The 8,229-nt window shown below is 44.0% G+C and carries 6 protein-coding genes; 3 read left to right on the forward strand and 3 right to left on the reverse strand.

Translation table 11 applies throughout. From position 1 onward, the window contains the following. Positions 1–127: 127 nt before the first annotated feature. The 3 genes from DWZ16_RS12050 to DWZ16_RS12060 all read left to right on the forward strand — a co-directional run bounded on the left by DWZ16_RS12050 (position 128) and on the right by DWZ16_RS12060 (position 3,490). Positions 128–991 carry a DUF6282 family protein gene (locus tag DWZ16_RS12050; RefSeq protein ID WP_022360659.1) on the forward strand — a complete coding sequence of 288 codons (864 nt, stop codon included), beginning with the start codon at positions 128–130 and terminating at the stop codon, positions 989–991. 13 nt (positions 992–1,004) lie between these two features. Next, complete coding sequence (locus tag DWZ16_RS12055; protein ID WP_107001732.1) at positions 1,005–2,318, forward strand: SLC13 family permease; 1,314 nt, start codon at positions 1,005–1,007, stop codon at positions 2,316–2,318. Positions 2,319–2,491: 173 nt separating this feature from the next. Continuing rightward, entirely contained in the window at positions 2,492–3,490 is a 999-nt protein-coding gene (locus tag DWZ16_RS12060) for an isocitrate/isopropylmalate dehydrogenase family protein (protein ID WP_022360657.1), read from the forward strand. 75 nt (positions 3,491–3,565) lie between these two features. On the opposite strand, the gene pepD is transcribed toward DWZ16_RS12060, so the two are convergent. The 3 genes from pepD to DWZ16_RS12075 form a co-directional block, all read right to left on the reverse strand. Then, positions 3,566–5,014 carry a beta-Ala-His dipeptidase gene (gene pepD / locus DWZ16_RS12065; protein ID WP_182426687.1) on the reverse strand — a complete coding sequence of 483 codons (1,449 nt, stop codon included), beginning with the start codon at positions 5,012–5,014 and terminating at the stop codon, positions 3,566–3,568. A 140-nt stretch (positions 5,015–5,154) separates the two neighbouring features. Continuing rightward, complete coding sequence (locus DWZ16_RS12070; RefSeq protein WP_022360655.1) at positions 5,155–6,219, reverse strand: aminopeptidase; 1,065 nt, start codon at positions 6,217–6,219, stop codon at positions 5,155–5,157. 27 nt (positions 6,220–6,246) lie between these two features. Then, entirely contained in the window at positions 6,247–7,860 is a 1,614-nt protein-coding gene (locus tag DWZ16_RS12075; RefSeq protein WP_227589784.1) for an OPT/YSL family transporter, read from the reverse strand. Positions 7,861–8,229: the final 369 nt, after the last annotated feature.

Consider the following 8,229-nt stretch of genomic DNA (forward strand, 5'->3'; position numbering starts at 1 on the left):
ATAAAAACAAGCAAAAATCAATGGCAGAGACTGAAGCAGCGGCTGGAAAATCGAATAGGAATCCGGCGAGGGAACACAGCTTTGAAAAAGCCTCTGTGGACGATTATAAATAGGAGGAATAAGCAAGATGAAACAGGATTTAATGAAGGGTGTTATCGACATGCACGTTCACACGAATCCAGATCTGCGTCTGCGGGCGTATGATGATTTCGAACTGATGGAGGCGGCGATCCGGGTTGGGGCACGCGCTATCGTCATCAAGACACATCAGGGAACCACGATGGATCGGGCGTATCTGTGCAACCGCCACAACGAGATTGTACACGGGAAAACGAACAATTTTACGATGTTTGGCAGTATTACCTTAAATAAGGTAGTCGGCGGCATCAATCCGAAGGCAGTCGATGTGGCGCTTCGCCTGGGAGCAAAGGTGGTATGGCTTCCGACCCAGTCGGCGAAGAACCATATGCAAAAGATGAACCAGGATCTGAGCCAGAGCGTGGAGGTCGTAAAAGATGGAAAGATTGTGCCGGAGCTTCGTTCCGTGCTGGAACTGATCCGCGACCACAATGCGGTACTGGGAACCGCTCACATCGCACCGGAGGAGATTTTCACAGTTGTGGAAGCTGCACGGGATATGGGAGTAAAAAACATCGTTGTAACCCATCCTGAATGGTGGATTGTAGGCATGAGTCATGAGGATCAGCTTCGCCTGGTAAAGGATTATGACGTTATCTTAGAGCGCTGCTATGCACAGAACATGGGCGGCGGAAAGTATAAGAGCAATCTGGCAGACAACCTGGAACTCATCAAAGAGGTTGGCTATAAAAATGTCATGGTTGATACCGATGGCGGCCAGACAGAAAACCCGCATTGGGAGCTGGCGCTGGCAGAATATATGCAGTATCTGGTAGATCATGGAATTCCGGAAGAACACGTGTACCATATGACACACACTATTCCGGCAAAACTGTTGGGCATCGAAGAATAGGGGGACGCATCATATGTTAAGTGCAGTTTTGGTGGCATCCATTGCGGTTGCCGTTATATTGGGATATAAAACGAAAATCAATACGGGATTTTTCTGTATTGCCTTTGCATACCTGATTGGTTGTTTTGGCATGGGATTGAAAACAAAAGAACTGATTGGCTTCTGGCCGGTCAGCACCATGTTCGTCATCCTGTCAGTATCACTGTTTTACAACTTTGCAGCTGTGAATGGAACCCTTGAAAAAATGTCGGCCAGTCTTCTCTATATGTGCCGTAAGTTTCCGGGCATGCTTCCTTTTGCATTATTTTTTGTAGCAGTTGTACTTTCTGTTATGGGCGCTGCATACTTTACCGTTCTGGCATTCCTGGCACCGATTACCATCCTTATCTGTGAGGAAGCAAAGATGGACAAGCTGACCGGTGCGGTGGCGATCAACTGCGGTGCACTGGCAGGCGGAAACTTCCCCACAGCTTCGCTGGGCGTCGTATTCCGCGGTCTGATTGATACTGCTTATGAAGCAGAACCGGCATTTGAAGCAACGAATTCCTTTGTAGATGAAATGAAAATTTTTGGTTTCGCGATTGTATTTTCCCTGATTCTGATTGCAATTTTCCGCTTCGGTTTCAAGAGCAACCGCGGTATTGGAAAAGGCGTAACGTTCAATCGCCCGGAGCCGTTTGACAAGAAACAGAAAACAACCTTGCATTTAATGATTCTGATGATGGTGATTGTCCTGGTATTCCCGCTCTTAAAGATGGCCGTTCCTGGCAATGAACTGATTGGAAAAATTGCCGGAAAGGTTGATGTAGGACTGGTGGCATTCTGCTTTACCATCATCGCACTGCTCTTTGATCTGGCACCGCAGAAGGAAGTTATCGCACGTGTGCCGTGGAACACCATCCTCATGATTGCCGGAGCCGGCATGCTTATCGCCGTTGCAGTTCAGGCCGGTACCATTGATGCATTATCTGCATGGATTGGTTCCAATGTTCCGACAGCCCTGATTCCGCTGGCATTCAGCTTTGTAGGCGCATTTATGAGTTTCTTCAGCTCTACAACCGGTGTTGTAGCACCGGCCCTGTTCCCGCTGATTCCGGGACTTGCGGCAGCAACCGGATTAAATCCGGCAGCACTCTTTGCCTGCACGATTCTTGGTGCACAGAGCAGTGCGATCAGCCCGTTCTCATCCGGCGGCAGCCTGATTCTTGGTTCCTGCGGAAACGAGGAAGACCGAAATCACCTGTTCAACCGCCTGCTTTTTGTGGCAGTGCCGATCAGCGTTATCTGCTGTGCGGTATATAACCTGATTGTGGCAGTTGTTCTGTAAGTGAAATTTAATTGAGAAGTTGTTTGTTCGAAAAGCTGTCAGCCTGTTCTGGCAGCTTTCGATAAAATATGAAGATTGGAAGTAACTGTTCAGTAGGTCTGCGCATTTACTGCGCGTGACTGTGAAGGTACTGAACAGTTACGATTGGGAAAATCAAGAAGGAGGATAAAGAAATGAGTCATAAAATTACAGTATTTCGCGGCGATGGTATCGGTCCGGAGTTAGTTGATAATGTGTTAAAGATTTTAAAAGCGGCAGATGCACCGCTGGAATATGAAATTTTCAATGTTGGTGAGGATGAGTGGAAACGCAACGGTGCTTTGATTCCAGAGGAAGCTTATGCTTCCTTCGAGCGCACCAAAGTACTCTTAAAATCCCCGATTACGACTCCGGTTGGAAAAGGATTCCGCTCCCTGAATGTAACACTTCGCGGACAGTATGACCTGTATGCCAATATCCGCCCGGTTAAGTCCAACGCGGCAGTAAAAACTCCATTTGAGAATGTGGATATCGTGATTTTCCGCGAAAATACAGAAGGTCTTTATGTTGGTGTAGAGGAGCAGGTAAATCCGGATACGGTTCATGCAATTAAGATTGTTACAAGACAGGCAAGCGAGCGCATTATCCGCGATGCATTCGAGTATGCGAAAAAGAACGGACGCAAGAAAGTAACCTGTATTCATAAGGCAAATATCCTGAAAATGTCCGATGGCATGTTCCTTTCCATTTTCAAAGAGATTGCAAAGGAATATCCGGAGATTGAAGGTGATGATAAAATCATCGATAACACCTGCATGCAGCTTGTCATGAATCCAAACCAGTTTGATGTTATGGTAATGCAGAACCTGTACGGAGATATTCTTTCGGACCTGTGCAGCGGCCTGATCGGAGGCCTGGGACTCGTTCCATCCAGCAATATCGGTTCTGACTATGCTATGTTTGAGGCCGTACATGGCAGTGCACCGGATATTGCAGGCAAGCACCTGGCAAACCCGACCGCATTCCTGTGGTCTGCCTGCATGATGTTAGAGTACTTAGGTGAAAATGAGACCGCCGGACGCATCCGCAAGGCTGTGGATGAGGTTCTGGCAGAAGGCAAGCACCTGACAAGAGATCTGCATGGAACTGCAACCACCGAGGAATATGTGGACGCAGTGATTGCGAGACTGTAAAACTTCATACACGCACAGCAAAAGCCCCGGAATTTTTTGATTCCGGGGCTTTAATATATTATATTGTGCTAAACACTAAGCTTTTGCAATCTCCTGAAGGATCGCAATAATTACTTCTTCCATCCGATAGAAAGATTCCACATCTGCTTTTTCATGCGGTGTATGAACATCATAAAGATTTGCACCACAGGAAATCATATCGATATGATCTCCCAGTTTTTCTGCCAGATATCCACATTCGATTCCGGCATGAATTCCTGTGAAAACAGCATCTTTTCCAGAATACTCACGGTATGTCTTCGCACAAATATCACGAAGTTTAGATTCTTTACGATATTCCCACTGCGGATAATCACCATGGAAGGTGCAGTTCATTTCCAGTGCCTTCGATAATATCTGCATTTTTTCTTTTAACTGTGCTTTTTCTAATTTTACAGAGCTTCTTCCGGAACACAGGAACTCAAGTGTTCCATCCTGAATCGTCATACTGCCTATATTAGAAGATGTCTGTACCATTTCCACATTTTCTCTGGTTCGGCTGATAACGCCGCACGGAAGAAACGTAATTGCCTCGATAATCAAATTCACCGTTTCCTTTGTAAACACAGTTACCTCTTTTTTCTGCTCTTCCTTCTCCAGGCGGAATGACAGGTTTTCTGTTTCAGAAAACTGTGCTTTCAGCATTTCTTCCAATTTAGAGAGTTCTTTTAATAATGCCTCTTCGTCCTGACTTGATGTGTGCATAACAATCGTTCCCTTAGATGCAATTGCATTTGCTTTTCCAGGCGCATCCAGCGAAGAAATACGTGCAAATGGAGCAATATGATAAAGAATTCTTCCCACAAGCTGAATTGCATTTGCTTTTCCAAGAGCTATATCCAGACCCGAATGTCCTCCGCTTAATCCACATAATGTCAATGTATATGCAATATCTTCCGTTGAGCCCGTATATTTCAGCGGAAGAGAAAGATCGGTTCTGACTCCTCCTGCACAGCTTGTAAAGAAAACACCTTCTTCTTCTGCATCCAAATTAATCAGATAGCTTCCTTTGACATCTGTAAGTTCCAGATGCTTAACTCCCTCTAGGCCCACTTCTTCACTGGAAGTAATTAAAATCTCCAGGGCCGGAAGCGGCAGATCATTTCGATCCAGCAAATCCATTGCATAAGCAACTGCCAGTCCGTTATCAGCACCAAGAGAGGTTCCATCCGCTGATTTCAAATAACCATCTTCTTCCACAACATGGATACCATCTTCGTACTTATGAGTGCTATCTGCGCTCTTTTCATAGACAATGTCCATATGACCCTGCACAATAACCGTTGGTCCCTTATATCCAGGAATCGTTGACGGTTTCCGAATCAGCACATTATGATGGGCATCCCGTTCTGCCTGCAGGCCTCTGGCTTTTGCAAAATCGAGCAGATACTGGCTGATCGCTTCCTCGTCACCGGTTTGTCTCGGAATACGGCAGATATCTTTAAAATATTGAAGCAGCTTTTCATTTTTAGATTGTCTTTCCATAAATATAATCTCCCCGTACATACAATTTGATACGAAAATTTAGGATAAACGCTTTTGAGATAATAGGGCGCTGACAATTCTGACAGCGCCCTTTCCCAATTAGAGGTATTATTTAGGTATGTTTACTACCATTGTAATGATTAATATCCTTCAACGCCAAGTGCTTTACAGAATTTTCTTGCTTCCGGATCTACATAGATTCCGTTTTCTTCCAACTTATAGCCATCCAGAAGAATCGTCGGTTTAGAAACAATACCATCTGTATGAGCAGCAGCATCCCAGCAAGCTCCCATTAAGCTGGCTCCCTGACTTCCGATACCCATCTCGATACATCCAAAGAGTCTCTCATCCTCAACAATACGTCCGGTAGGTTTGGTTACGCCCGGGTTAAAGCCGATGGAATAATGAGCCAGACGGAACATATTCGGGTCATTAAATTTATTCAGCCATTTTTCGAAGATAGCAGCATCTTTTCCGCCTTCTATTTTTGTTACAACACCTTTTTCCAGGGTCAGCTCTACATTGCTGTTAAGAAGACCTAATGTATCCGGTGGGAACAGAGCAGAATCAAAAATTAATTTACCATTGATAGTCTCCTCTACCGGACACCAGCTTACCTGACCGCCTAACATAACCGGATAGCCCTTCTTGGTTGCTCTCTGTCCAGAATGTTTAACGCCGCGTCCCTGATTGTAGCCAACTAAATTTGTTCCATTCTTATCCGTAACAATTACTTCATTTGAGCGATGAACTTTATCTGTCAGATACTCACCAAATTCAATCAGGACATCATAGTCAACACGGCCAACCGTATTTACCAGCATGATAACATCCATACCATTTAAGCAAGTAAATCTTGCACCATTCTCCATTGCTTTTCTAAAGCAAGGAGTATGCATAGAGCAATAGTATGCTAACTCAATCCATACATCTGCATGCACTACTGCATCTGCAACCGGGCGAATCGGTTCTTCATACGCTTTTCCGGAAGTCGGATAGTGAATAATAACCGGATTTGCACCAACTGAATATGCTGCACCTGCAACCGCCTCAACCACACGGAAATCTGCAGATGTATCAGCGGTGATAACTACATTTTCACCCTCTTTTACAAGCATGAAATCACGTACCAGTTTTAAAGCAGCACTTGTTACTTCAAATGATAAGTAAGTGTTTGACATTTCTACGCCAACCGGATATTCCATAATAAGTTCCTCCTATAATATATATTTTTATTTATTAAGTTTCTTTCCAAGGTTCATCGTGGAGCTGAAGAAGCTGTACAGGGCGGCACCGGTAATGAATCCGGCACCCAGAATATACAGTTTACTCTGTCCAAGATCACCATATTTCTTAACTACAATGTAACGAATCAAAAGACCAACGAGTACTGTAATACCAGCCATCGGAGAAGCAATCAGAAGACCGGTCGCAAATAAAACACCTAACTGACGGCCTGAACCGCCGATTGCCTGAAGAAGTGCTCCCGGGATAGCCCAGATAATCAGGTTCTTTGCTACTGCCATATTAGTTCCTGCATCAATAGTTGCCACATATACAGCATCAACCGGTGCGAGCATTCCTTTTTCAAAATATGCTTTGTAAGTAAAGAGAACAACCAGAATTGCAATTACAGCACTGACCATTTTTGCAATATACTGCTGTCTTCTTCCTTCCATCTCAAACGGAACATCTTCACCGTTGCCTCTGACAATATAACCAGATTTCAGGTCATATGCCATATCAGCAAAGGCCGGTCCGGTTGCGGAAGTAAAGCCAACCAGGATTGCCAGCTGTGCCGGCGGGAATCCAAACAGCATTCCAAGAATCAGGAAAATGAAAGCTGTTGCAAATGCCGGGAACCATCCGGAGTGCATGGCGGAGATACCAACAATCAGCTCGGAAATGATTGCAGAAAGTGCTGCAAAGATAATCCACCATACGAACATTCCAGCACTCATATCTGCCGAAAATCCACACATAATTGCCATAACAATGGATACCAGAATATATGCGCCAAAACCTTCTGCAAGGGAGAACTTCATGCTCTTTAAGCTTCTGGTAAATTCTTTCTTTTCTACCTTTCCAGTTGCAGCCTCAGCTGCTGCCGCTTCTTTTTCTTTCTTGCTCTTTTTCTGAAGAATCAGAATCATCTGGATAAGAGCAACGAATCCGGCACCAATCATGACACCATGAGGTACATAGTAATCGCCAAGTTTGATGTTGAAGAATTTCGGAGTGTATTCGGAAATCAGAAGGCCCACGCCAAATGCACCAAGAGCCCACATATTTCCAATCCAGCCTACGCCCAGGATATCGGTCGGAATACCAAAAATCTTTCCAACGATTCCGCCAACCATACCAATCATAAGGATAACGGAGTTCTTTCCCTTTTCAGCAACTGCCAGCATAGCCTCTGCTGCTGCAATACCGGGTGCCCATGCTTCTTTTGCCGGGAACATCTCTGTATCAAACACCTTATAAAGAATCGTTGCATCAATGATTACTGCTAATGAAGCACCTACCATCATTGGAATAACCAGATCATGTCTTCCTAACAGATAAGGAATACCGATGGATAAGAAAATACCGTTTGAAGCAGCGAACGTTGCACCTGACATAGCTGTCTGGACAAGGTTCTGGGTATTAATATCTTTATATTTCTGGAATATCTTCAACGGAATTCTGGCAATAATAATTGCAAACAGTGCACCGATGATGGATGTATTTGTACTGATTCCCAATCTGGCAATTAACTCGAGACCAATGATTGAACCAATCACAGAAACTAAAATATTTAACAACATAATAGCTGGATCCCATGCAGATGGGTGTTTTTTATTCATAAATTTCCTCCTTTCTTTTGTCATGCAATGAATGAATTCAGATTAGTATACTTTTTTGAAATTCACGAAAAATATTTTTCTTTGTCTTGATCTTAGCATATAAATCAAATAAAATGAAATTATGTTATTTTATAAAGTGATAAATCTGTATTATACAGACTGTAGTCTGAATTTTGGTCTACGAATTCAAGAATGCCCAGGTATTCTTGCTACTAGATGTGCGTTATTTCATATCTGATATAGCCCGCCACCCACGAAATCGCCTTATACAGATATTCACGCAGAAAGGAGAGAGTATATCTGTGTTAAATTATAAGCTCAGTACCTTTTTAGAGCTCTGTGAAACGAAAAATTATACCAAAACCGCTG

It is taken from the genome of Clostridium sp. AF29-8BH (genome assembly GCF_003478145.1).
GTDB lineage: Bacteria > Bacillota > Clostridia > Lachnospirales > Lachnospiraceae > Otoolea > Otoolea fessa.

What these genes read in the sequence shown, in the direction of transcription:
- DWZ16_RS12060 (WP_022360657.1), top strand. Translation starts at nt 2,492, where the DNA reads ATGAGTCATAAAATTACAGTATTTCGCGGCGATGGTATCGGTCCGGAG.
- DWZ16_RS12050 (WP_022360659.1), top strand. Translation starts at nt 128, where the DNA reads ATGAAACAGGATTTAATGAAGGGTGTTATCGACATGCACGTTCACACG.
- DWZ16_RS12055 (WP_107001732.1), top strand. Translation starts at nt 1,005, where the DNA reads ATGTTAAGTGCAGTTTTGGTGGCATCCATTGCGGTTGCCGTTATATTG.
- pepD (WP_182426687.1), bottom strand. Translation starts at nt 5,014, where the DNA reads ATGGAAAGACAATCTAAAAATGAAAAGCTGCTTCAATATTTTAAAGAT.
- DWZ16_RS12070 (WP_022360655.1), bottom strand. Translation starts at nt 6,219, where the DNA reads ATGGAATATCCGGTTGGCGTAGAAATGTCAAACACTTACTTATCATTT.
- DWZ16_RS12075 (WP_227589784.1), bottom strand. Translation starts at nt 7,860, where the DNA reads ATGAATAAAAAACACCCATCTGCATGGGATCCAGCTATTATGTTGTTA.